This window comes from Mesorhizobium sp. M0140 (assembly GCF_040322475.1).
GTDB lineage: Bacteria > Pseudomonadota > Alphaproteobacteria > Rhizobiales > Rhizobiaceae > Mesorhizobium.
This window is the reverse complement of the sequence record NZ_JAMYTM010000027.1, coordinates 18,762-41,999: the sequence shown is the minus strand read 5'-3', so window position 1 is coordinate 41,999 and position 23,238 is coordinate 18,762. Positions and strand designations below refer to the sequence as shown.

Genomic DNA, 23,238 nt, shown 5'->3' with positions numbered 1-23,238 from the left:
TCGGGAGGAAGAGATGGCAAGCAAAGACTTCGAGCCGGACGTGAAGGTCCGCACGAAGGAATACAGGATCGGCTGCGTCGGCGCCGGCATGATCATGGCCGAGTGCCATCTCGCCGCCTACAAGGAAGCTGGATTCCCGGTGGTGGCGATCGCCTCGCGCACCAGGGCCAGCGCCGAGAAGGTGGCGACGCGCTGGAGCATCCCCACGGTCCACGACACGCCCGAAAAACTGATCGAGGACGAGAATGTCGAGATCATCGATCTTGCCTTCCCGCCCGACCTGCAGCCGGCGCTGATCCGTCACGCGCTGAAGCAGAAGCACATCAAGGCGATCCTGGCGCAGAAGCCGTTGGCCTTGTCGGTCGACGAAGCGGTCAAGCTGCGTGACGAGGCGGCCAAGGCCGGCAAGATCCTCTCGGTCAATCAGAACATGCGCTACGACCAGTCGATGCGCGTCTTGAAGCAGATCATCGACAGCGGCGCGCTGGGCGAGATCATCTTCGCCCAGATCGACATGCACGCCATCCCCCACTGGCAAAGCTTCCTCGAGGATTACGACCGGCTGACGCTGGCCAATATGAGCGTGCATCATCTCGACGTGCTGCGCTTCCTGTTCGGCGACCCCGACGAAATCACCACGCTGACACGCAAGGATCCGCGCACGACATTCGACCACTCGGACGGCATCACGGTGTCGACGCTGCGCTTCCCGTCCGGTGTGCTCGCCGTGTCGCTGGAGGATGTCTGGTCGGGTCCGCGCCAGGATGGCTACAAGGACGACCAGCACATCAACTGGCGCGTCGACGGCACCAAGGGCGTCGCGAAGGGCACCATCGGCTGGCCGACGGGCGCGGCCTCGACGCTGACCTATGCCTCGACCGAGACGACCGGCGGCGAATGGGTCAGCCCGAGTTGGGACACGATGTGGTTCCCGCATGCCTTTATCGGCGTGATGGAGCAGCTCCAGCATGCGGTGAAGACCGGCACGCCGCCGGCGCTGTCGGTGGCCGACAACGTCAAGACCATGGCGCTGGTCGAGGCGGGGTATCGCTCGATCGACGAGGGCCGCACTGTCAAGCTTTCCGAAATCGCTATCTGATCACCGCAACTGAAACACCAGACAACTGAATCGCTTACAGGGAGGAATTCACACCATGATGCAGGCAGGTATTTTCACGGGCTATTTCCCGTACGGCCTCGAAGAGACGGCGAAGAAGATCCGCGGGCTCGATTTCAACACGGTGCAGCTCGACCTGCATTTCAAGGACGTCGACCTGTCGGCGGGGCAGATCACCAAGGACAAGGCCAAGAAGGTGCGCGACGTCTTCCGCGATCATCACCTGCCGGTGTGCTGCATTTCCGGCTACACAAACATCATCCATCCCGACAAGGCCGAGCGCGACAAGCGTGTCGGCTATCTCAAGGAGATCATCCGCAACGCCCGCCATTTCGGCAGCCCGTATGTGATCTCGGAAACCGGCACCTACAACACCGAATCCGACTGGGTGCATCACCCCAAGAACAAGACCGAGGAAGGGTTCGAGGAGTGCCGCAAGGTGGTCGCCGAGCTCGCCCAGACGGCCTATGACCACGGCGCGGTCTTCCTGCTCGAAACCTACGTCAACAACGTCGTCGGCTCGGTCGAGGAGACGGTGAAGATGTTCGCGCAGGTCGACCATCCCGGCCTTGGTCTGCTGATGGACCCGACCAATTATTTCGAGACGCATAACATCGACAGGATGGACCAGATCCTGAACCAGGTGTTCGACACGCTGACCGACAAGATCAGAATAGCTCACGCCAAGGACGTCAAGCGTTCGGGCGGCGACAAGTCCGAGAAGCACGCCGATATCGGCGACGAGGACGCGCTGGAGAGCCACACCTTCCGTGGCGTCGGCGAGATCGAGCTGCCGGCACCGGGCCTCGGTTCGCTGAACTACGATCTCTACCTCCTGCGGCTGGCGGAAAAGCATCCGAACATTCCTGTGATCATCGAGCATCTCTCGGAAGACGACGTGCCGCGCGCCAAGAAATTCCTCGATGGGAAGTTCCGCGCCAACGGTCTGTGACGGTCACTGCGCGCTGTCGGTTCGCGGCGGCGCGGCCCAAAAGCAAGGGAGGAAAGAATGTTGAAGTTCGCATTGAAACTGGCGGCTGCCGCAACGCTGCTCGCCAGCGTCGCGCTAGGCTCGCCGGCAATGGCGCAGGATGGCCAGAAGACGTTTTACCTGCTGTCGCATGGCGGTCCCTCGGATGCGTTCTGGCTCGACTGGAATGCCGGCGCGACCAAAGCCTGCGACCAGCTCAAGGTGACCTGCAAGATCTCCTTCAGCGGCGGCGACATGGCGGCGCAGAAGGAGGCGTTCAATTCCGCGCTTGCGGCCAAGCCCGACGGCATCGCCACCACCTCGGCCCAGCCGGGCTTGTGGACCGAGGAAGTGAAGGCTGCCAAGGCGGCCGGGATCCCGATCGTGTTCTTCAACACAGACGATCCGGCGACCGGACGGCAGGCCTATGTCGGCGCCGATCTCAAGGAGGCGGGCGTCATCTGGGCCAAGTATCTCGTCGACCGCAAGATGGTGAAGCAGGGCGACAAGGTGTTCCTGCCGGTGGAAGTGCCCGGCGCCAGCTATCAGCAGCTGGAGACCGAAGGCATCGCCAGCGTCTTCGATCCGTTGGGGATCAAATATGATGTGGTCGATTGCGGCACCGACCCGGCCGGCATCATTGCCAAGATGACCGACTATATGGTGGCCAACAATCCGCCGGCGATCATCGCGCTCGGCGATTCCGTGGCGGCCAGCGTCAAACGGGCGTTCGACGGCGCAGGTGTGCCGGCCGGCAAGATCCCGGTCGTCGGCTGGGGCAATTCGAAGGAAACCGCCGAGGCCGTCAAATCCGGCTTCGTCAACGCGGCCGCCTGGCAGTTTCCGTCTGCGCAGGGCTTCATGCCGGTGGCGCTGCTCGGGCTCGCCGCGTCGGGCGAACCGATCGGCTACGACATCCATACTTTCAGCCTCTACGACGCCTCGAGCGTCGAACCGATCCTGAAACTCTACGACACGAAGTGAAAACCGGTGCCCGCGGCGCAGGCCGCGGGCACCATTTCAAAGCATGGTTCAAGCAGTCATGATGATCGCCGCAGAAGACGAAATGCCTGTCGGGAAACGCAGATCGAGCCTTATGCGCTCGCCGCAATTCTCCTCGCTCATCATCCTCATTGTCCTGCTCGCGGTGTTCGCCATCGCCGATGCCAATTTCCTGTCGCCGCTCAACATCTCCAACATGATGGCGTTCCTGCCTGAGCTCGGCATCATCGCGCTCGGCATGACGCTGCTTCTGACGGCGGGCGAATTCGACCTGTCGGTTGGTGCCGTGTTCGGGCTGGCGCCGGTCGTCGTCATGCTTCTGGTGCAGAACGGAGGCGTCGATATCGGCATCGCGCTTCTGGCCGGGCTTCTGCTGTGCGTCGCCATCGGCGCGATCAACGGGTTGATCGTCACCAAGATCGGCATCTCCTCCTTCCTGGTCACGCTGTCGATGCTGCTCGTGGTGCGCGGGGCGGCGCTCTACATCACGCAGGGCTTTCCGCTGAAATCCTGGGACCAGCCAGGCTTTTTCGTCACGCTGCTGGCCGGCAGCTTCAATGTCGGGTCGTTCCGGTTCTACACCTCGCTGTGGTGGTTCATCGGTCTCTCGCTGCTGGCGATCTACGTGCTGCGCTATGCCAAGCTCGGCAACTGGATCAGCGCCATCGGCTCCAACCGGAACGCGGCGGTGGCGCGCGGCGTGCCGGCGGACGCCGTCAAGGTGTGGCTGTTCATCCTGACTTCGGTCCTTGCGGGACTGGCCGGCATGATCAGCGCCTTCCGCATCTCGGCCGCCTCACCGGTGGCCGGCACCGGCTACGAGCTCGAAGTGATCGCCATGGTGGTGGTCGGCGGCACGGCGCTGACCGGCGGACGCGGCACGATCCTCGGCACCATCGTCGGTGCGCTGATGCTGCGCGCGATCCGCAACGGCATCGTGCTGATCGGCGTGCCGGGCCTCGCCTACAACATCTTCGTGGGCCTCATCATCCTCGCCATGCTCATCCTGCACGCTTTGCTGCAGAAGAACGCCGCAAGGGGCTGACGATGGAAGTGCTTCGGCTGCAGAATCTGCAAAAATCCTTCGGCAGCGTTCGGGCGCTGAAGAATGCGTCCTTTGCCCTCAACGAAGGCGAGGTGGTGGCCTTGCTCGGAGACAATGGCGCCGGCAAATCGACGCTGATCAAGGCGATCTCGGGCGTGTTTCCAGCCGATCGGGGCGACATCTATGTGCGCGGCGAAAAGGTCTCGATCCGCTCGACGCGCGATGCGATGGACCTCGGCATCGAGACCATCCACCAGGATACGTCTCTGGCGCCGGATCTCAGCATTGCGCGCAATCTTTTCCTTGGGCGCGAACCGGTCAAGCTGAAATGGCTGGGCGTGTTCGCGCCGCTCGATTTCGCCAAATTGCGCGACGCGGCGTCGGCGCTGTTGAGGCGCGTCGGCATCTCGAAGAAACTCGACGCCGATGCGCTGGTCTTAACGCTGTCGGGCGGCGAGCGGCAGTCGATTGCGATTTCTCGCGCTATGCAGTTCGCCGCCAAGGTCATCATCCTCGACGAACCGACCAACAATCTCGGCGTCGAGGAAACCCACGGCGTGCTGCGCTTCGTCAAGGAGGTGCGTGACGCCGGCCATTCGGTGCTCTTGATCACCCACAACATCCATCACGTGTTCCAGGTAGCCGACCGCATCATCGTCATGCGCCGCGGCGAGATCGTTGCCGAGCAGACGGTTGCCGATACCGATCTCCTGACCGTGGAAAGCATTATCACCGGCGCCGACATGTCGGCCCTGCTGAAAGAGACGAGAGCGAAGTGAAGAAGTTGGCCGTCACATGGTAGAACTCTATGGCAAGACGCTTTCGCGCCGGCAGGTGTCGGAACGTTCGGGCATGCTGTCGCAATTTGCCGGCGTGCGGCTGATGACGCTTGGCGACGGTGTGGAACGCGGCATTCGCATGCTGGAGTTCCGCACCGGCTCAGGCCTGCGCTTCACCGCGCTGGTCGACCGGGCGCTCGACATCGCCGACTGCGACTATAGGGGACAGGCGATCGGCTGGCATTCGCCAAGCGGCTTTCGTCATCCCGGCCTGCACGATTACGAGGGGGAGGGCGGGCTCGCCTGGGCGCGCTCGTTTTCAGGCCTGCTTGTCACCTGCGGCCTCGACCACATATTGGGCCGCGAAGAGGTGCCTGCCGATAGCTACAACTACCCGGGCAAGAAGACCGTGATCCATTCGCTGCATGGCCGCGTGGGCACCATTCCAGCGCGGCTGACCGGTTATGGCGAGGCCTGGGATGGCGACCGCTGCGTGCTTTGGGCCGAAGGCATCGTTCAGCAATCGGCGGTGTTCGGCGAGGATTTGCATCTGATCCGGCGTATCGAGGCCGATGTCGGCGGCAACGAGATCCGGCTGTCGGACCGCGTCGTCAACCATGGCTTCAATCGCACGCCGCATATGTATTTTTACCACGTCAATGTCAGCCACCCCTTGCTCGACGAGGGTTCGCGCTATCTGGCGCCGATCCGCGACGTCGTCTGGGCTGGCCATGCAGGCGAACGCTACGAGGCGCAGAAGGTCGGTTACCGCACCGTGCCGGCGCCGCGACTGGGCTTCAGCGAGCAGGTCTGGCAGCACGAGATGGCGGCGGACGCCAATGGCGAGGTGCCGGTGGCGGTGGTCAATGACGGCATAGGGCTTGGCCTGGAAGTGATCACGCGCAAGGACCAGCTGCCTTGCGCCTATCAATGGCAGAATTTCCAGGCGGGGCAGTATGCGTTGGGCATCGAGCCCTCGACGCACCATGTGCTCGGCAATCTCGCCGCACGTGAGCGCGGCGAAATGATCTGGCTGGAGCATGGCGAAAGCCGTTCCTACGACGCGATGTTCCGAGTGCTCGACGGTGCCGGCGAGATCGCCGCGACGGAAGAGAGGATCGCTTCGATCGCCAGGCAACCGCAACAGGATTATCCTGCGCCGTCGGGCAATTTTCCGGGATTGGCGGACAGGGCATGATGCGAAACGAATGCTCCGGCTGGCGGGCCGGAAATCGGAGGTCGATGTGATGGCGAAAAAGCGCGACTACAGCCTGGTCGGGGAAAGCACGCGCACCGCGATCGAGACCGGGCTGGCCTCGGCCGAGTGGTATCACACCGATGTGCCGCGCAAGGCGATGAAAGAGCTGATGCAACGCTCGGACGGGCCGGCGATCCGCGACACGATCATCTGGATCGTTGCCATATTGGGCTCTGCCGCCGGGATCGCCTGGTTCTGGGGCACGTGGTGGGTGGTGCCGTTCCTGCTCGTCTATGGCGTGCTCTACGGCTCGTCCAGCGACTCGCGCTGGCACGAGTGCGGCCACGGCACCGCTTTCCGCACGCGCTGGATGAACGATGCCGTCTACCAGATCGCCAGCTTTATGCTGATGCGCAACCCGGTGACCTGGCGCTGGAGCCATGCGCGCCATCACACCGACACGATCATCGTCGGCCGCGACGCCGAGATCGCGGTGATGCGTCCGCCGGACCTGCTGCGCGCCGCACTCGCCTTCACCGGCATTCTCGATTTCCGCTATTCGCTGCCGACGCTGGTGCGCAATGCGTTCGGCAGCATCTCGCCCGACGAGAAAAGCTTTATCCCCGAGATGGAGCTTCACAAGGTGGTCACCGCCGCGCGTTGGCATGTCGCCATCTATGTCGCGGCGATCGTGCTGGCGCTCTATCTGTGGTCGTTCCTGCCGCTGGTGCTGATCGGCCTGCCGCGCCTCTACGGCAGCTGGCACATGGTGCTGACCGGCCTGCTGCAGCATATCGGCCTCGCCGATAATGTCACCGACCACCGGCTGAACACGCGCACCGTCTACATGAACCCGATCAGCCGCTTCATCTACTGGAACATGAACTACCATGTCGAACATCACATGTTCCCGATGGTGCCGTATCACGCGCTGCCGAGGCTGCATGAATTGATCAAGCATGATCTGCCCGCGCCGAACCCTTCGATGTGGCATGCCTACCGCGAGGTCTGGCCGGTGCTGCTGAAGCAGCTTCAGTACGAGGACTATTTCCTCAAGCGTGAATTGCCGCCGACGGCCAGGCCGTACCGGGACGAGTTCCATGCGCTGACCGTTCCGGCGGCGGCGGAATAGGGGAGAAGCAGATGGCCGACTGGGTTGAAGCGTGTGGCGTCGACGATGTCGAGGAAGAGGATGTCATCCGCTTCGATCATGGCGGCCGTACCTTCGCCATCTATCGCAGTCCCGATGACGAGTACTTCGCAACCGACGGATACTGCACGCATGAGAAGGCGCATCTGGCCGATGGGCTGGTGATGGACGACATCATCGAATGCCCCAAGCACAATGGCCGCTTCAACTACAAGACGGGTGTGGCCCGAGGCGCACCGGTATGCGTCAATCTCGCCACCTATCCGGTGAAGGTCGAGGCTGGCAAAGTGATGATCCAGATCGGCTGACCTGCCGCCGAATGCAACTGAGGGAACCCATTTGATGAGCCGAAAAAGACCAACGGTGGCGGATTTGCGCGCCATGAAGGGCAAGCGACAGCTGACCATGCTGCGCGTGCTGACGATGGACGAGGCCGAGGCCGCCGAGCGCGCGGGGGTCGACATCGTCTCGGTGCCGCCCGAACTGGTGCTCAACCCGCAATACCGGGACGCCGCACCCAGCCTGTTCACCATGCCGGGCGACAATTTCTACGAGATCGGCACGGCGGACGATTTCGTGCGCTGGGCTTTCCTGCTCTACAAGGCCGGCGCCGACGCGGTCTATTGCAGCGCCGGCTACGCCACGATCAAGCGGATGGCCGATGACAATATCCCGGTGATCGGCCATGTCGGGCTGATCCCGTCACGGGCCACCTGGACCGGCGGCTTCAAGGCGGTCGGCAAGACCGCCGACACCGCCATGGAGGTCTTCGCGGCGGTGAAGCAGCTGGAAACTGTCGGCGCCATCGGCGCCGAGATCGAGGTCGTACCGGTCGAGGTGGCCAAGGCGATCTCTGAACGGACATCGTTGATCATGCTGTCGATGGGAGCGGGCACCGGTTGCGATGCGCAATATCTGTTCGCCGACGACATCCTCGGCCAGAACCGGGGCCACATGCCTCGCCATTCCAAGGTCTATCGCAATTTCGCCGCCGAATATGATCGTTTGCAGGCCGAGCGCATCGCCGCGTTCTCGGAGTACGTTGCCGACGTCAACAGTCTCGCCTATCCCGAAGACAAGCATGTGGTGCATATGGATCCGGCTGAGCTCAGCCTGTTCATGAAAAGGGTCGACAGGGCGTGAAATCTCAAGGCAATGATGCGACGGGCGAAGTCGCGCCGGTTCATATTCTTACGCTTTCTTGCGAGGACCGGCCGGGGATCGTCGCCGCCGTCACGGCGGAGCTTGCCGCGAACGGCGCCAACATCGCCGAAAGCAGCCAGTTCTGGGACCGGCAGACCAATCGCTTTTTCATGCGCATCGCCTTCATCAGCCCGCCAGGCTCGACCAAGGACAGCCTGGAACGGGCGTTGAAATCAAGCGTCGATCGCTTTGGCATGAAGACCGCGCTGGTCGATCAGGGACGCCGGCCGAAGATCATCGTCATGGTCTCCAGGTTCGACCACGCGCTTCTGCACCTGCTGTACCAGATCAGGGTCGGCTGGCTGAACGCGGAGGTTGCCGCCGTCGTCTCCAACCACGAGGATGCCCGCCGCTTCGCCGAGCTGGAGGGTGTTCCCTACCACCATTGGCCGACCACGAGGGAAAACAAGGCCGAACAGGAACAGAAGCTGCTGGACCTGGTGCAGCGGACAGGGGCCGAACTGGTCATCCTGGCGCGCTACATGCAGGTCTTCTCGAAAGGCCTGTCGGACCGGCTGTTCGGACGGGCGATCAACATCCACCATTCGTTCCTGCCGAGCTTCAAGGGCGCCAAGCCGTATCACCAGGCCTTCGACCGCGGCGTCAAGCTGATCGGTGCGACGGCGCATTACGTCACCTCCGACCTCGACGAGGGCCCGATCATCGATCAGGAGACCGAACGCGTCACCCATGCGATGAGCGCCGAGGATTTCGTTGCCGTCGGGCGCGACATCGAAAGCCGGGTGCTGGCGCGCGCGGTCAAGCTGCATCTCGAAGCCCGCGTCATGCTCAACGGCCACAAGACCGTCGTTTTCTGAGCGAAGCCGCGTCAGGCCGGCCAGCTTCCGCCGGCGAGCGCAGCGTAAAGTGCCTCGGCGTCGATACCGAGCGGCCGGTCCTCTTTCAGCATGGGGACGAGAGCGCGTATCGCCGCGTGAAGTGCGGCGGTGCGTGGCGCCAATGTGAAGCCGTCGCGCAGGTCTATGGCCTGTGCGGCGGCCATCAGTTCGAAGGCGATCAGCCGCCGCCACAGCTCGATCATCCCGGCGCATTTCGCAACCGCCAGAGGCGTCTGCGTGGCGTGATCCTCGACGCCTTCCGACACGGCCAGGAAGTCGAGCATCACCGGATTAGCCTTGTGGCGGATGGCGGCCAGGATCGAGGTCACTGTCTTCTGCAGCGGCACGAAGCCGGCCGAGGCGCCGCCGACCGGCGACAGATATTTCGGCAGGCCATTGCGGCCCGAGCCAGTGAGCTGGATAAAGCGGGCGGCACTGGCCGCGGCACATTGGGCGATCGCCAGGCCGAGCGTCTCGAAGGCGAGCGCCAGTGCGGCGGTGTGGAAATTGCCGGTCGACAGCACCAACTCATCATCGCCCAGCACCAGCGGATTGTCGGCGGCGGCGTTGAGTTCGATCTCGACAGCCTGTCTCGCCTGACCGATCGCCTCGATCAGCGCGCCATGGATCGACGGCATGCAGCGGATCGACAGCGGGTCCTGCAAGGTGGTCGGCACCAGCGCCTCGTCGCGGACGAGCAGATCGTGCAGCACCTTGGCTGCTTCCTGCTGGCCGGCCGCCGGGCGCGCCATGTGCAAGCGCGGATCGAGGATGGTGCGGTTGGCACCAAAACCTTCCATGGTCAGCGCCCCGGTCTGCTGTTGCTGGGCAAGAGCCGACAGCGCATCCGTCACCGCAAGCGCGCCGCTGCCGGCGGACACCGCCGAGGCATTGATCAGCGACAGCCCATCCTTGGGCGCCAGGCTGATGGGGGCGAGGCGCGCCATCATCAACGCCTTGGCTGCCGGCATGCGACGGCCCTGATAGTCGGCTTCGCCTTCGCCGGTGAGCATGCGGGCGAGTGCCGTCATCAGCACCAGGTCGCCGGCGCCGATGGAGCCGAGCGACGGCATGACGGGATGGACGCCGGCATTGAGCGCGTCGACCAAAGCGACGAAGACGGAGGGCGAAAGGCCGGAGCCGCCAACCGACAGCATCGCGGCGCGGGCAAGCATAGTAGCGCGCACGGCTTCAACCGGCAGCACCTCGCCGACGGCGCCGCTGCGCCCTTCAAGCAACTGGCGCTGGAAGGCGCCGGCGTCGCCTTCGACCGCAGTGCCGAGATTGGCGCCGAGTCCGGTGTTCAGGCCATAGATCTGCTGGCCGGACGCGGCGGTCTGGTCGAGCACTTTTCGTGCCTTCTCCAGCCTGCCGATGATTTCGGGTCCGATCTCCACCTTGAGCCCATCGCGGGCGACCGCAGCGACATCGCTAACGCCGACGCCGGTTCCGGAGAGGACGAGCGCGGTCATGCGAAGCGCAGCCTCTGGCCGATACCTTGCGCCTGGGCCTTGGCCAGCATCGCCTTGCCCAGCGCAATGTCGGACAGTGACAGACCACGGTGCCAGAACAGGATCGTTTCGTCGTCGCTTTCTCGCCCGACTTTCAGACCGGCGGCGATCTGGCCGAGTTCGGCATGCAGCGTCTTCTCGCTCAGCCGCCCGGTCTCGACATGGGCGCGCAGCGAGCCGAACTTGCCGCCCTGGCACTGGCCCCAATCGTCGACGACCATTTTCTGCATGATGTCGGTCAACGACAGTTCCACCGCGCTCATTGTGCCGTAGGGCACGACCAGCGCGCCGGGCTTGATCCATTCGGTCTTCAGCAATGGCTGCGGCTCCGGCAGCCGCGAGGCCTCGACGACGATGTCGGCGCCCTCGATGCAGCTCTTCCAGTCGGCCACCGCAGTCACCGTCTTGCCGAGATCGGCGGAGAGTTTGGCGGCAAAACCGTCGCGGCTTTCCGGCCGACGCGAATGGACGCGGATTTCGTCGAAGTCGAAGAGATGGTCGAGCAGGCGCACATTCCAGTAGGCGGTGCCGCGCGCGCCGATATGGGCCAGCACTTTGGAATTCTTTCGCGCCAGATGCCTGGCGCCGATGGCGGTGACGGCGCCGGTGCGCATGTCGGTGATGACGGTGGCGTCGAGGATGGCGCGCGGCGTGCCGGTGCGCGGATCGAACAGATTGAGGATGCCGAATTCGGAAGGCAGCCCGTGCAGGTAATTGTCGACATAGTCGCCGACGATTTTCACGCCCGCCGTGTCGAGCGGCGCGACGTAGCCACGCAAGACATTGAAATGACCGTGGAAGGACGGGTCCGGTTCGAGATGGACGCGCGGCTCGATCACCGTCTGGCCGTTGCCCTGCGCCACCAGGCCAGCCTCGACGGCAGCAATGATTTCGCCATCGGTCATGGCAAGGGCATCGATGTCGACGGCATTGAGGTAGTCGATATAGATGGGCTTCATGTTACGCGGACACTTTCCTCGGCCACCCCGTTCATCCCATAGCAGGCCGTGGCGGCACACGAAAGTTTGTTGCGACGTCTCTGGACGCGGCCGGTGAGATGCTGTTCAAACCGGTTCCGTCATGACTGCCATTCCCGAGACCGCAACCTTATCCGAAACGGCCACCAATGCGCGGCGCGTGGCGCTGATCGTCGCCATCGCCTTCTTCATGCAGTTGCTGGATTCGACGATCATCTCGACCTCGCTGCCGCAGATGGGCGCGTCCTTCGGCGTGTCGCCGGTGGCGATGAGCATCGGCATCACCGTATACATGCTGACCATGGCGGTGTTCGTGCCGCTGTCGGGCTGGCTCGCCGACCGGTTCGGGGCGCGAAACATCTTCCTGTTGGCGATCGTCCTGTTCACCCTGGCTTCGCTCGCCTGCGGCCTCTCGCAAACCCTGACCCAGTTTGTCGCCGCCCGTGTCGTGCAAGGGCTCGGCAGCGCGCTGATGACGCCGGTCGGGCGGATTCTCGTCCTGCGTAATGCGTCGAAATCCGAATTGCTCAACGCCACGGCGCTGATCACCTGGCCAGCACTGTTTGCGCCGGTGGTCGGGCCGGTACTCGGCGGCTTCATCACCACCTATCTGTCCTGGCACTGGAATTTCTTCATCAACATCCCGCTCGGCGTGATCGGGCTGGCGTTGGTCGCGCGCTTCATTCCGGGCGACCGTGTGGCTGACCCCAAGCCGCTCGACTGGCCGGGTTTTTTCCTGACATCGGCCGGACTTGCCCTGCTGCTCTATGGCCTTGAACGCATTGCTCATCCGGAGGACGGCGTGCTGCCGACAGCGCTGCGGATCGTTGCCGGCATCGTCATAGGCTGGCTGGCGGTACGGCATCTCCGGCGGGCGCCGCATCCGCTGCTCGATCTCTCCTCGTTCAATGTGCTGACCTTTGCCATCTCGACATTGGCCGCCGGTACCATTTTCAGGGTGGCGATCAATGCCACGCCGTTCCTGCTGCCACTGCTGTTCCAGGTCGGCTTTGGCCTCCCGCCCGTCGATGCCGGCTTGATGATCCTGGCCTATTTCCTCGGCAATCTCGGCATGAAGACGGTGACGACGCCAACGCTGCGGCGTTTCGGTTTCCGCTCGGTGATGGTCGTCAACGGCATCATCGCCTCGGTCTCGATCATGGCTTGCGGGGCGATCTCGCCGCAGACGCCACAGGCGCTGGTGGTGGCGCTGATGCTGATTGCCGGCCAGACGCGCTCGATGCAGTTCACCGCGCTCAACACACTGGCCTTCGCCGACATCGATGCGGCGCAACGAAGCTCGGCGGCGACCCTGTCCTCGATGCTGCAGCAGGTGGCGATGCTGTTCGGCGTCGCGGTGGCGGCGGCGATCCTCAATTTGTCGCAGATCGTCAGGGATCGCCCCGCTCTCGACCTTGTGGATTTTCGAATCGCCTTCCTGGCGATCGGCGCCATCGGGCTGGTGGCGGCGTTGCGTTTTCTCGTGCTGCCGCCAAGTGCGGGCGCGGAGGTTTCCGGCCACTCGCCGGGAAATTGAGATCGATTTTTCCGCCTGATGCGGAGATAAATTCCGTCTCGTCCTTTCGCCGTAGTGCAGCGCTTTCGCGAGCGGCCGCAATGGCGCAACCAATTGCCAAAAGTGCAGGCCTTTCCATGCATTGCGCCAGCTTCGGCAATCGACGCGTCCACTCGGTAAATATCGCTGCCGGCCTGGGTTCCGAGCGCGGATTCATTTGACGAACCGGCGTTGGGCCGATTAGCGTTCTTTCCCAGGGATGGCAGCGCTGCCATCGGGGCAAACGCAGACATGAACACGATCGGCTGGCCGAATTTCAGGAGCCTGAATCAGGAAGGCATTGTCTTTGCCATCGCGGTGGTGCTGTTCGTTGCAGCGGCCATCGGCCTGCCGGGCTTCATCGACCCCAACAACCTTGTCGCCATTGTCCGCTCGGTGTCGGTGCTCGGCATTCTGGCCCTTGGCATGGCTGTCGTCATCATCGGCCGCGGCATCGACCTCTCTGCCGTCGCGATCATGGCGATGTCTGTCGCCTGGTATCTGCAACTTCTGAATTCGGGGACGCCGGACGGGCTGGCCTTCGCCTATGTGCTGGCCGGTGTGCTGGCCATCGGCCTGCTCAATGGCTTTCTCGTCGCCTATGCCGACGTGCCGGCGATCTTCGTGACGCTGGCGACAGGCTCCTTCGTCTTCGGCTATGTGCGCTCGCAACTGATCACGCAGGATGCCGTGCCGGTGCCGCAGGGCCACTGGGTCGAGTTGCTCGGCGGCTTGCGCTTCCTCGATATTCCGGTCGAGGTGTTCGTCTTCGCGGGGCTGGCCTTCCTGTTCTTCCTGTTCCTGCGCTACACCAAATGGGGCCGCTACATCTATTTCGCCGGCGACAATCCGGTCGCCGCCCGCAACATCGGCATTCCGGTGCGGCCGATGCTGGTGCTGCGCTATGTGCTCTCCGCCCTGGTCGCACTGGTCGCCGGCCTGCTGACGGCGGCGAGCCTGCATTCGATCAACACCCGGGTCGTCAACTCAACGCTGCTCTACGATATCGTGCTGGTGGCGGTGATCGGCGGCATCGGCCTGTCCGGCGGGCGCGGCGGGGTGCGCAACGTGCTGGTCGGTGCGGCACTGATCGGCATCCTGCTCAACGCCATGACCATCATCGACATTCCGCTGCTCTACCAGAACCTGATCAAGGCAGCGATCCTGCTCGGCGCCATCATCGTCGACGGCATCATCAATCCACGTGACGAGCAGACCGCCCAGCAGGGTGACATTTAGTACCTGAACTGCAGCGGACGGTTGGGGCCGGCCGCTGATAACAAAACCAAACCAGAGGATGTGACATGAAACTGATCAGAACACTCATGGCAGCTGCCACGGCGCTTGCCGTCACCGCATTCGTGGCGCCAACCTTTGCCGCCGATGATCCCGGCCCGGCCGCCTATGCGCAGGCGCTCAAGGGCAAGCGCGTCATGCTGGTGCCGCTGGCGATGGGCTTCGACCTGGCGCAGGGTTGGTCGCATTACCTGAAGACAGAAGTCGAGGCCTGGGGCGGCGTATTCGAGACGCGTGACCCGAACTGGGTCGTCGATGCCGGCGCGCAAGCGATCACCGACGCCATCTCGTCGGACACCAGGCCGGACGTGCTGATCATCCATGCGCCGGACCTCAACTCCTATTCCAAGCTGATGAAGAAGGCGCAGGCCGCGGGCACCTACGTGATACTGGTCGACAATCCGGCGAACTTCCCGGCTGATGCCTTTGTCGGCAGCGACTGGGACCGGCTCGGCCAGCTCGAGGCCGAAGCGGCGATCAAGGGCTGCGGCCCGAACTCGTCAAAGAAGATCGGCCTTGTGCAGGGTGACCAGGCCAACTCCTCCAGCCTCTATCAGTATGCCGGCATCATGAAGGTGCTGGACAAGAATCCCGACTTCAAGGTGGTGGCAAAGCCCGATTCAAACTGGGATGCGACGACCTCGCGCAACGTGACGACGACGATGCTGCAGCAGAACCCGGACATCTGCTCGATCATCGATTTCTGGGATGGTGACGCCACCGGCGCTTCCGCCGCGATCCGCGACGCCAAGCTCGACGGCAAGGTGTTCCTAGTCACCACGGGCGGCGGCGAAAAGGCGGCCGATTGCGACAAGCTGCAGGACGGCACCTATGGCGCCGTGGTGATGACCAATCTTGCCCGCCAGTCGGGCGACATGAACGCCATCATCAAGTTCCTGCTGCAGAGCGGCCAGCCGGCCGGCACGTCGCACACCTACATCTACACGCTGGAGAAGGCGACGACCAAGGCCGACCTGAAGCCCGACAGCTGCTGGGACCTGAAGGCGCTGCAGGCGCAAGCGGCTGCGAAATAAGCCGATCCTTGCCAACACCGATCAACGAGGTGGCCGGATTGCCCGGCCACCTCTTTCTCATGGAATAGCAGCAGCCGATGTCCTTTCGCGAACGCCTCCAGTCCTGGCGGTACAATCTCGTGCCCGACCATGTCGTCGGCGAGATACTGACCAAACGCTGGACCGACAACGCCATTCCGTTCCTGGCGCTGGTGGCGACGCTGGCAACCTTCGGCTCGATCATTCCGGGTTTCTTCAAGCTGACAGCGCTGCAGGAATCGACCCGCCAGCTCGGCGAGTTCTCGATGGTCGTCACCGGCATGACGGTGGTGATGCTGGGTGGCGGCATCGACCTGTCGGTCGGCTCGATCTTCGCGCTGTCCTGCTTTTCCGCCGTCTATGTCTTCTTCATCCTCGAACAGTCGATCTGGCTGGCGCTGGCTGCGTCGCTGGCCACCGGTCTCATCTTTGGCGCCATCAACGGCTATCTCGTCGGTTATCTCAGGTTGCGCGCCTTTCTGACCACGCTGGTCACCTTCATCTTCGGGCGGGCGCTGTTTGATATCCTGGTCACCACCTATGCCGCCGACGTGCAGCTTTCGACCGCGACATCGGATGTGCTCGATTTCATCGGCGACAGCACGTTCTGGGGGCTGTCCGTCTCGGTGTGGCTGGCGATCATCCTGGCCATCGTCACCCATATCGCGCTGACCCGTTCACGGCCGGGCTGGCATGTGCTGGCGGTCGGCGGTTCCAGGCGCTCGGCGCACAATGCCGGCATCCGCGTGCGCCGCACGGTGTTCATGACCTACGTTTTTTCAGGCTTCTGCGCCTCGATCGGCGGTTTTTTGATCGCCTGCCGGTTGAGCGGGGCAGGGCCGGGCACCGGCCTCAACCTCGAGATCATGGCGCTGACGGCGGCGGTGGTCGGCGGCGTCAGCCTCGGCGGCGGGCGCGGCTCGGTGATCAAGGGCCTGATGGGCGCCATCATCGTGCTGACCATGACCAACGGCCTGATCCGGCTGGGCTACGGCACCGGCACCAACCAGATGGTGCTGGGCATCATGCTGGCGGTGGCGGTGACCATTGACATTCGCTGGCTGAAGAACCGCCACAAGGTGCTGAACGAGGTCTATGTCGCGCCTGTCTATCTCAGAATGGGCGAAACGCAGTCGGCCGCACCCGGCTCGGGCACGCCCTACGAGCTTGATAACAGGCTGTCGGCAGCCGACCATATCGGGCTTGGCGAGCTGGAGGGGCCAGAAGACGTCATCCTCGACCGCGACGACAATCTCTATTGCGGCACGCGCCATGGCGAGATCGTCCGCTTCTTCGCGCCGGACTATGTCAAATCGGAAGTGTTTGCCCATATCGGCGGCTTTCCGCTCGGCCTCGCCTTCGACAAATCGGGCAATCTGATCAGCTGCGTCGGCGCCATGGGGCTTTACTCCGTCTCGCCGGATCGGGAGGTCAAACGCCTGTCGGCCGAAACGTCGCGCTCCTGGACCTCGATCGTCGACGATGCGCGGCTGCGTGACCCCAACGACTGCGACATCGCACCCGACGGCCGCATCTATTTCACCGACTCGACCAAGCGCTACGACGCCCATGACTGGGCGCTGGACTCGATCGAGAACCGCGCCACCGGCCGGCTGCTGGTCTATGAGCCGAAGGACGGTTCGACGAAGACGCTGCTCGACGGCTATCGCTACACCAATGGTGTGTGCATGGCGCACGACGGCAAGTCGCTGTTCTTCGCCGAAAGCTGGGCCTGCCGCGTGCACCGCTACTGGCTGGAGGGGCCGAAGGCCGGTACCGCCGAGTGTGTCATCCGCGACATGCCGGGCTACCCCGACAACATCAACCGCGCCTCCGACGGCAATTACTGGATGGCGTGGCTTGGCATGCGCACGCCGAGCTTCGACCTGTCGCTGCGCCACCCCGATATGCGCAAGCGCATGACGCGCCGCTTGCCGCAGGACGAATGGCTGTTCCCCAACATCAACACCGGCGGCGTGGTGAAATTCAACGAAAAGGGCGGCATCGTCGAGGCGATGGGCGATCTCACGGGTGGCGCGCACCCGATGGTCACCTCAATGCGCGAGCACAAGGGATATATGTTCGTCGGCGGCATCCTCAACAACCGCATCGGCCGCTACAAGATTTCAGGCGCAGACCCGAACTGGACCAGCCCCGCTTCCTATTGGGGAGCAAAGCCATGATCCTCGATCCTGTGCTGGACCTGTTTCGCGGCAAGGCGGTGACCATCCCGCCGCTCGATGGCGCTTTCCGACCCAACACATTGCTGGATGACGCGCTGGCTTTTACTGAGCTGACCGAGCCGGACAATCTGCTGGTTGCCGATGGCAGGCTGCTGGCCTCCAGCGGCAACGCAATCTATTCGATTGCTGCCGGAACCGAGCCCAGGGTTGTCGAAACCTTTCCGTCTCCGGTCACGGCGCTGGCGCTGTCGCGATCCGGCGAACTGACGGTCGGGCTGGAGAGCGGCAAGCTGCTGGTATCAGGCGAGGAGGTTTCGCTGCCGGCTGACCTCAGCTGCATCACCGCACTTGCCTATGCGGATGACGGCACGCTGTGGCTGGCCAACGGCTCGGCCGAGCATGCGCCGTCGCAATGGGCCGCCGATCTGATGAAGAAGGGCGCGTCCGGTTCGCTTTGGAAGCGAGACGCCGCGGGCGGTGATTTCCGCAAACTCGCCGGCGACATTGCCTTTCCCTATGGCCTGCACCCCGTCGGCAGGGATGTGCTGGTCAGCGAGAGCTGGCGCCATCAGTTGGTGCGCTTCAGCGCAGACGGCAATCGCGCCACGGCGCTGACGCATCTGCCCGGCTATCCCGCGCGGCTATCGCCGTCCGCCGATGGTGGCGCCTGGCTGACCTTGTTTGCGCCGCGCAACCGGCTGATCGAATTCGTGCTGCAGGAAACGCATTACCGTCAGGACATGCTGAGCCAGGTGCCGCCCGCCTACTGGATCGCGCCGGCGCTGGCCTCCAGCCGCAGCTTCCTCGAGCCGCTGCAATGCGGCGGCATCCGCACCATGGGCATCCACAAGCCATGGTCGCCGAGCCGCTCCTACGGGCTGGTGGTCAGGCTCGACCAGAAGATGCAGCCGCAATTCAGCCTGCACAGCCGCGCCAACGGCACGCGCCACGGCATCTGCAGTGTTGCGGAAAAAGACGGCCTTCTGTTCGTCGCCTCCAAAGGGGGCGACTGCATCCTTTCCGTCGCCACGGGAGGTTTCTGATGGAACCGATCGTCCGTCTGGAGAATGTCACCAAGAACTACCGCGGCGTGCCCGCGGTGAAGAATGTCAGCTTCGACCTGCGCAAGGGTGAGATCCATGCGCTGCTCGGCGAAAATGGCGCGGGAAAATCGACGCTGACCAAGATCATCGCCGGCGTGGTCGATGCCACCTCAGGCAAGATGTTCCACAAGGGCCGGGAGATCGCCTACGCTTCGCCGCATGCGGCCCTCGAGGCCGGCATCGCAATGGTGTTCCAGGAGACCAGCCTGGTCCCATCGATGACGGTCGCGCAGAACCTCTATCTCGGCACCGAAAAGTTCCTCAACCGGCTGCGCGGCACCTACATCTCCGCGCAGCAGTTCCTGCAATCGCTGAATTTTCCAGTCGACCCGAACGCGATGGTGGCGACGCTGGGTGCTGCCAAGCGGCAGATGGTCGAGATCGCGCGCGCGGTGCACCACAATGCCGAGATCATCATCTTCGACGAGCCGACGGCGACGCTGACGCCAGAAGAAAAGCGGCACTTCTTCGCGTTGATCCGGCGGCTGAAGGCGAGCGGCGTGTCGATCGTCTTCATCAGCCACGCGCTGGAAGAGGCGCTCGATATTGCCGACCGCATCACCATTCTGCGCGACGGCGAGCTGGTCATCACCGACGACACGTCCGCCTTCGACCGCGACAGGATCGTTTCCGCCATGGTCGGGCGCACTTTATCGGGGGAGATCTACCGCCAGCGCGACGAAGCAAAACTGCGCAAGGCCGGCAAGAAAGTGCTGTCGGTGCAGGACATTTCGATGAGCAATGTCGTGCGCAACACGTCCTTCTCGATCTTCGAGGGCCAGATCACCGGCGTGTTCGGGCTGATCGGCTCGGGCCGCACCGAGACCTTCAAGATCGTCTCCGGCATCTACAAGCGCGATTTTCTGCGCGGCGGCGCCATCGAGCTGGACGACAAGCCAGTGCGCTATCTCGTGCCGAGCGAAGCGGTGGCCGACGGCATCGTCTATGTCACCGAGGACCGCAAGAGCGAGGGTATTTTCGAGACGATGGGCATTGCCGAGAACCTGTTCGGCGGGCTTTTGGCGGCAGGCCGCGAAAAGGCCTGGGTGATCAACGCGCAAGAGATGCGCGTGCTGTCGGCGGAATGGACGAAGACGCTGAACATCAAGGCGATCAACGACAATGCGCGTGTGGTGGAACTGTCAGGCGGCAACCAGCAGAAGGTGGTGATCGGCAAGGGGCTGGTGCAGCAGCCGCGCATCGTCATCTTCGACGAGCCGACGCGCGGCGTCGATGTCGGCGCGATCGCCGAGATCCACCAGATCATCAACCGGCTGGCCGACGAGGGCCTGGCCGTCGTCGTCATCTCGTCCTACCTGCCGGAGATCATGAATTTGTCGGACCGGATTTTGGTTTGCCGGCAAGGGCGTATCGTCGAGGAGTTTTCGCCGGCGGAGGCTACGGAGGAGAAGATCATGTATGCGGCCGTGCATTAGGTTTTTGGCTGGTGCCTACGTTGATAATTGGCCGGGATCCCTTCGTCATCCACGGGCGAAGCAAGGAGCGCAGCGACGCGGCGCAGACCCGAGGATCCATGCCGGGACTCCGTAGCGCTGCTGCGGTGCAGGATTCCGCTCCGCAGCACTCTTCGGCTAAGGTCACGGAATGGATCCCAGGTTCTCCGCGACGGCGCTACGCGCCTGCTTCGCCCTAGGATGACGAAGTTTAGGTGCCTCGGCTAATCTTCAACGCTATTGCGGGCAAAAACTGAGTCAAAGAAGCTGGTTGGCCGCCTTTGCTCGAAACTTGATTCAACGAGCCAGTTCATCGATCGAAAGGAAAGGAAATACCATGGCCACCACAAGACTTCTGAGCGACGCCGAGGTCGAAAAGATCCCGGCCGTGAAGGCCGTCTTCGATGACATCCGCGCGACGCGCAAATCCGATTTCGTCAACAATTTCTGGCGCGGTCTGGCCAATGATCCTCCTTCGCTGAAGCGGATCTGGGAACAGTTGAAGGTGGTGATGGTGGCCGACAGCGCCATCGATCCGCTGACCAAGGAGATGATCTACATCGCTGTCTCGACCGCCAATGGCTGCTCTTACTGCGTCCACTCGCACACGGCGGCGGCCCGCGCCAAAGGCATGACCGATGCGCAGCATGGCGAGCTTGTGTCGATCATCGGATTGGCTGGGCAGACCAACCATCTGGTGACCGCGTTGCAGATCCCGGTCGATCCACAGTTCGAGGTGAAGTGAAGCGTCACACCGGCCGGTAGACCTTCTCCGCCGTGTTCCAGAAGATGTCAGCCTCTGCCGCCGCGCCATGGTTGGCCACCGGATTGCGGTGCGCCTTGATCAGCTCCGCGTGGCTGGTCCATAGCTTCTCGATCGGGAAGTTCGAGCCGAACATCAAATGGTCGGCACCCAGGATCTCGATCGTGTTGTCGACGATGTAGGCGATCAGCGCCGGGTCGTTGCGGTGGACGAAGGTGCCGAGGCCGGAGAGCTTGGCGTAGAGATTGGGCGCCGCCGACAGCGTGCGCAGGCCTTCTTTCCAGGCTTCGGTGGTTTCCGGTTCCATGCCGGTCAGCATGCCGGCATGGGTGAGGATGAAATTGGTCTGCGGGTTTTCGCCGACAAGCGTCAGCCCGTCCTTCATCTGGGCGGGGAAAAGCTGCAGGTCGAAGGACAGGTCATAGTCCTTCAGGCGCGCTACATTCGCTCGCACCTTGCGGTCGATGACCTGATCGGCCGAGGCGGCGAAACGGAAGGCCGGCGTTTCGTGCCAGTGCAGTTGCATGCGCACGCCGCGCAGCAGCTTGTATTTCATCAGCCGATCGATCTGGGGCCTGATATCGTCGACGGTCATGTCGGTGTAGCCGACGATGGCATGCGGCCAGCCGGTTTCGTCGGATGTCTTCTGCAGGAAGGCGACTTCCTTCTCGAAATCCTCCTTGGCCCAGTTGGTCTGGACATAGACGGCCTTCTCGACGCCCGACCCCTTCTGGTCTTCGAGAAACTCCTCGATCGGATAGTCGCGGCGGATCGGCTCGTAGGGACCAAAAATGCGCGGCACCATCGGCCCGACCAGCCAGGGCTGGTCCTTTTGGCGCCAGATGTGGAAATGCGCGTCGATGGCTTTCTGCATCACGAAACCCTCTTCCAGATTGTCGCCGCCGCTGAAGCAGGGCGGGCGAGCGACAGGATGAAATCGGTGAGGCTTTTCACCGACGAGCCGTCGATGAGGTCGTCCAGCACCGGCAGGATGGCGCGCAGTGCCGCCGTTGCCGGTCGGAAGCGCGGGTCGCCGGCTAGCGGTGTGGCCAGCGACAGCCGGAAAGCGCGGGCGCTCAGCCGTCGCATGGCTGTCTCCAACTCGCCATGATCGCCGCGCTCCAGCGCGTCGGACAGGATCACGACCGTGGCACCGCGTGCAAACGACGAGAAGCGCGGCACCGAGAGGAAGGCGAGCAGCGTCGGTCCCATGCGGGTGCCGCCGTCCCAATCGTCGACCTGGGCCGCGGCGCGCGCCAGCGCCTGGTCGCGGTTGCGGATGCGCAGTGCTGGGGTGATGCGGGTCAGCCGCGTGCCGAAGGTGAAGATCTCGGCGCGGTCGGCACCTTGCACTGCGGCATGCGCCAGCTTCAGATAGTCCGCTGTGTGCAGCTTCATCGAGCCGGACACGTCGATCAGCAGCAGCAGCTTTCGGGGGACGGTCTGGCGGCGGCGCAGCAGCGGCGAGGGCACGTCGCCATCGGCGCTGACGATTTCCCGCAGCGACCGGCGCAGATCGAGCTTGCCGCGCGAATGCGTGCGTACGGTGCGGAAGGAGCGGCGGGCGGGCAAGGCTGAAGCGAGTTTGCGGCGGAAAGCGGCAAGGCGGTCATCGTCACGCTGGAAGTCGCGGCTGCTCAACTGCTCCAGTGCCGAGGACAGCTCGCCGCCCTCTTGGGTTTGTTCGGCTTCGATCCGTTCGTCGTCGGCGCCGCCATCATCCTTGATGCGGGTTTCCTCGTCGGCGTCGCCTTCCACCACGGCGGATGTGTTGCCATAAAAGTGGCTCTGGAAATGCGCTTCGAATTCGTCGTGGCGGTCGGGCGGCGGCGCCAGCGTCGCGAGCGCCGCCTCGCGGATGTCTGCCATCGAGCGCGGCCCGAGCAATGTCACGGCCTGCATGAAGCTGGAGACCTGCTCGGGCGCTATGGCGAAGCCGTAGCGGCGCAGCAACCGGGCGAAGCTGAGCAAGGGCGCTGCCGCGCGGGGTAAGCTTGTTTCCCGCATCATTGCGTGGCGCCCCCCTCTGTCCTGCCGGACA

21 protein-coding genes are annotated in these 23,238 nt (G+C 63.4%); 17 read left to right on the top strand and 4 right to left on the bottom strand.

The annotated features are described in order from the left end of the window. Positions 1-13 precede the first annotated feature (13 nt). From NKJ37_RS24060 to purU, 10 genes are all read left to right on the top strand, one after another. Entirely contained in the window at positions 14-1,099 is a 1,086-nt protein-coding gene (locus NKJ37_RS24060) for a Gfo/Idh/MocA family protein (protein ID WP_352775288.1), read from the top strand. Positions 1,100-1,154: 55 nt separating this feature from the next. Next, the gene (locus NKJ37_RS24055) at positions 1,155-2,069 is read left to right on the top strand and encodes a sugar phosphate isomerase/epimerase family protein (RefSeq protein WP_352775285.1); all 915 of its coding nucleotides are present in this window, start codon (positions 1,155-1,157) and stop codon (positions 2,067-2,069) included. Positions 2,070-2,126: 57 nt separating this feature from the next. Further along, positions 2,127-3,071 (top strand): sugar ABC transporter substrate-binding protein, encoded by a 945-nt coding sequence (locus NKJ37_RS24050; protein ID WP_352775282.1) that lies wholly within the window; start codon positions 2,127-2,129, stop codon positions 3,069-3,071. A gap of 82 nt (positions 3,072-3,153) precedes the next feature. Beyond that, positions 3,154-4,134, top strand: a complete 981-nt coding sequence (locus tag NKJ37_RS24045) for an ABC transporter permease (protein ID WP_352674316.1) — start codon at positions 3,154-3,156, stop codon at positions 4,132-4,134. Next, positions 4,131-4,913 (top strand): ATP-binding cassette domain-containing protein, encoded by a 783-nt coding sequence (locus NKJ37_RS24040; RefSeq protein ID WP_164892899.1) that lies wholly within the window; start codon positions 4,131-4,133, stop codon positions 4,911-4,913. Before NKJ37_RS24045 ends, NKJ37_RS24040 begins: the two co-directional genes overlap by 4 nt. Positions 4,914-4,929: 16 nt before the next feature. After that, positions 4,930-6,111, top strand: a complete 1,182-nt coding sequence (locus NKJ37_RS24035) for an aldose 1-epimerase family protein (protein WP_128303414.1) — start codon at positions 4,930-4,932, stop codon at positions 6,109-6,111. A 49-nt stretch (positions 6,112-6,160) separates the two neighbouring features. Beyond that, positions 6,161-7,243: a fatty acid desaturase family protein gene (locus NKJ37_RS24030; RefSeq protein WP_164892896.1), complete on the top strand. Its 1,083-nt coding sequence runs from the start codon at positions 6,161-6,163 to the stop codon at positions 7,241-7,243. 11 nt (positions 7,244-7,254) lie between these two features. Next, positions 7,255-7,569 carry a MocE family 2Fe-2S type ferredoxin gene (locus NKJ37_RS24025; RefSeq protein ID WP_013530832.1) on the top strand — a complete coding sequence of 105 codons (315 nt, stop codon included), beginning with the start codon at positions 7,255-7,257 and terminating at the stop codon, positions 7,567-7,569. Positions 7,570-7,603: 34 nt separating this feature from the next. Beyond that, positions 7,604-8,404 carry a 3-methyl-2-oxobutanoate hydroxymethyltransferase gene (locus NKJ37_RS24020; protein ID WP_031213845.1) on the top strand — a complete coding sequence of 267 codons (801 nt, stop codon included), beginning with the start codon at positions 7,604-7,606 and terminating at the stop codon, positions 8,402-8,404. Next, positions 8,401-9,282: a formyltetrahydrofolate deformylase gene (gene purU, locus NKJ37_RS24015; RefSeq protein ID WP_128303416.1), complete on the top strand. Its 882-nt coding sequence runs from the start codon at positions 8,401-8,403 to the stop codon at positions 9,280-9,282. The genes NKJ37_RS24020 and purU overlap by 4 nt, the downstream gene beginning before the upstream one ends. Positions 9,283-9,293: 11 nt before the next feature. On the opposite strand, the gene NKJ37_RS24010 is transcribed toward purU, so the two are convergent. Both NKJ37_RS24010 and NKJ37_RS24005 read right to left on the bottom strand, forming a co-directional pair. Next, positions 9,294-10,775, bottom strand: a complete 1,482-nt coding sequence (locus tag NKJ37_RS24010) for an HAL/PAL/TAL family ammonia-lyase (protein ID WP_352775278.1) — start codon at positions 10,773-10,775, stop codon at positions 9,294-9,296. Continuing rightward, the gene (locus tag NKJ37_RS24005; protein WP_352775276.1) at positions 10,772-11,773 is read right to left on the bottom strand and encodes an ornithine cyclodeaminase family protein; all 1,002 of its coding nucleotides are present in this window, start codon (positions 11,771-11,773) and stop codon (positions 10,772-10,774) included. Before NKJ37_RS24005 ends, NKJ37_RS24010 begins: the two co-directional genes overlap by 4 nt. Before the next feature lie 121 nt (positions 11,774-11,894). Between NKJ37_RS24005 and NKJ37_RS24000 the strand changes: the two genes are divergently transcribed. From NKJ37_RS24000 to NKJ37_RS23970, 7 genes are all read left to right on the top strand, one after another. Beyond that, on the top strand, positions 11,895-13,328 hold the full coding sequence (locus tag NKJ37_RS24000) for a DHA2 family efflux MFS transporter permease subunit (protein WP_352775273.1): 1,434 nt from the start codon (positions 11,895-11,897) through the stop codon (positions 13,326-13,328). A gap of 270 nt (positions 13,329-13,598) precedes the next feature. Further along, positions 13,599-14,585, top strand: coding sequence for an ABC transporter permease (locus tag NKJ37_RS23995; RefSeq protein WP_352775270.1), 987 nt, complete (start codon positions 13,599-13,601; stop codon positions 14,583-14,585). Between the two features lie 65 nt (positions 14,586-14,650). Further along, a complete protein-coding gene (locus NKJ37_RS23990) occupies positions 14,651-15,676 on the top strand; it encodes a sugar ABC transporter substrate-binding protein (protein WP_352775268.1) in 1,026 nt (341 codons plus the stop codon). 77 nt (positions 15,677-15,753) lie between these two features. Continuing rightward, positions 15,754-17,877, top strand: coding sequence for an ABC transporter permease (locus NKJ37_RS23985; RefSeq protein ID WP_352775266.1), 2,124 nt, complete (start codon positions 15,754-15,756; stop codon positions 17,875-17,877). After that, complete coding sequence (locus NKJ37_RS23980) at positions 17,874-18,920, top strand: SMP-30/gluconolactonase/LRE family protein (protein WP_352775264.1); 1,047 nt, start codon at positions 17,874-17,876, stop codon at positions 18,918-18,920. The genes NKJ37_RS23985 and NKJ37_RS23980 overlap by 4 nt, the downstream gene beginning before the upstream one ends. Then, positions 18,920-20,416 (top strand): sugar ABC transporter ATP-binding protein, encoded by a 1,497-nt coding sequence (locus tag NKJ37_RS23975; RefSeq protein WP_352775261.1) that lies wholly within the window; start codon positions 18,920-18,922, stop codon positions 20,414-20,416. Before NKJ37_RS23980 ends, NKJ37_RS23975 begins: the two co-directional genes overlap by 1 nt. Positions 20,417-20,771: 355 nt before the next feature. Further along, complete coding sequence (locus NKJ37_RS23970) at positions 20,772-21,179, top strand: carboxymuconolactone decarboxylase family protein (RefSeq protein WP_352775258.1); 408 nt, start codon at positions 20,772-20,774, stop codon at positions 21,177-21,179. A gap of 4 nt (positions 21,180-21,183) precedes the next feature. On the opposite strand, the gene NKJ37_RS23965 is transcribed toward NKJ37_RS23970, so the two are convergent. Both NKJ37_RS23965 and NKJ37_RS23960 read right to left on the bottom strand, forming a co-directional pair. Further along, positions 21,184-22,071 carry an amidohydrolase family protein gene (locus tag NKJ37_RS23965; protein WP_352775257.1) on the bottom strand — a complete coding sequence of 296 codons (888 nt, stop codon included), beginning with the start codon at positions 22,069-22,071 and terminating at the stop codon, positions 21,184-21,186. After that, positions 22,071-23,207, bottom strand: a complete 1,137-nt coding sequence (locus NKJ37_RS23960; protein ID WP_352775255.1) for a vWA domain-containing protein — start codon at positions 23,205-23,207, stop codon at positions 22,071-22,073. The genes NKJ37_RS23965 and NKJ37_RS23960 overlap by 1 nt, the downstream gene beginning before the upstream one ends. Between the last annotated feature and the right edge of the window lie 31 nt (positions 23,208-23,238).